This is a genomic window from Glycocaulis sp., assembly GCF_052168375.1.
Taxonomy (GTDB): Bacteria; Pseudomonadota; Alphaproteobacteria; order Caulobacterales; family Maricaulaceae; genus Glycocaulis.
In genome coordinates this window covers 1-1,425 of the sequence record NZ_JBQLZR010000341.1, presented here as the reverse complement: position 1 = coordinate 1,425, position 1,425 = coordinate 1, and the positions used below count along the sequence as shown (strand labels likewise).

The following is a 1,425-nucleotide window of genomic DNA, read 5'->3' as shown; positions in this document are numbered from 1 at the left end:
GTGCCGCCAGTGCCTGAAAGCGGAAATGGCCGTTAAAGAGTGTCGAGTTCAGGAGCCGGGTCAGAATTTTCGCCAGCTTCACGAGATTGCGGTTTGCCGCGACGTCCATCGCCGCCACCGCTGTGACCTTCAAGGGCTTTCCGTGCACGCGACCGCTCGTAAGTGCGAAATTGCGAAACACTTCGACCGGATTGTCCTTGGGCGGTGTCGCCTGCCACATACGGCCCCAGCGGCGCAGTACGCCGGTCAGCCGCTTCAGTTCGCCATAGCTACCGAACTGGGAAGGTATCTTGGTCTTGCGATGCGGGTCTTCGGCCAGAAAGTGGAAGGGCAGGGCATCGGTTGAAAAGCCGACATAGCCCTCTGCCATCGCTGTCTCCAGAAGCCCTTCCATGGCCTGCAACTCAGCCTCTGTCGGTTCGCGCGAGACACTTTCCTTCAGGCCCATCACCTCTGCGCGCAGCATGGAGTGCGGGATCATCGGCACGACATTGATGCCCAGATCGAGTGTGTCGAGATGGTCCAGATATTCTGCCGTGCTTGTCCAATTGGCCAGATCAGCGGCTTTTCGCAGGACATGCTTGGGCATGTTCTCCACACGGGCAAAGCAATCGACGATGGGGTCCTCGCCATTGCGGCGCTGATTGCCAAAACAGATGCCCAGCGAGCAGTTCGACATCAACACGGTTGTCGTGCCGTGGCGCACCGCCTCGGGAAGGCCGGGATCAAGCTCAACCTCCAGGTCGAAATGGGTATGGATGTCGAGAAGGCCCGGCATGACCCAGCGCCCCTCGGCCTCGATCACCTCACGCGCCGCAGACGGATCGAGCCCGGCACCGCGCTGGACAATGCGCCCGTCGCGAATGGCGATGTCTTCTGTAGCTGGCGGCTTGCCGCTGCCATCGATCACCAGCCCCGAACGGATCAGCAGATCCCATTCCTTCCTCGCTGCCATGGGTGTCTCCTCCTGCTTTATGCTGTGTCTTTTGAACGTGCTTCAGCCGGGCGTGCCAAGCCGGTCGTGAAACTCCGTGAAGGCGGCCAGGACACTTTCCGCCGCTTCGACCTGCGGGTAGTGACCGATCTCCTCAAGGATGACCGTATCAGGCTCGGGCACGAGTTCGCGATAGCGGGCCACCATGTGCGCGCCCGACACCGGATCGGCGCCGCCATCAATCACCCGCAGGGGGATGTTTGTGTCCTGCAACGCGCCGACCCAGCGTGCCCGGTTCTCGCGCCTTTCGGCAATGTATCGGATCAGCTTGTGGCCGATCGGCTTCATCCCGCCATTATACTGCACCAGCGCCCAGAAGTCTTTCAGCGCCGGGCCATCAGGGCGGGTTGCCGGTGCGAAGACTTCGCTAAAGCCGCTATTGAACCGGCTCTCGCTCATCATGCGGGAGACAAGGAAGCCTATCGGAGAAT

General features: G+C 61.1%; 2 protein-coding genes. Both read right to left on the bottom strand.

The features are described from left to right. Positions 1–955 (bottom strand): amidohydrolase family protein (locus ACTS2Z_RS14165; RefSeq protein ID WP_442573850.1); only part of this gene is annotated, 955 nt, incomplete at its 3' end. Between the two features lie 42 nt (positions 956–997). Beyond that, positions 998–1,425: alpha/beta fold hydrolase (locus ACTS2Z_RS14160; RefSeq protein ID WP_442573849.1), on the bottom strand; the 428-nt coding region annotated here is incomplete at its 5' end.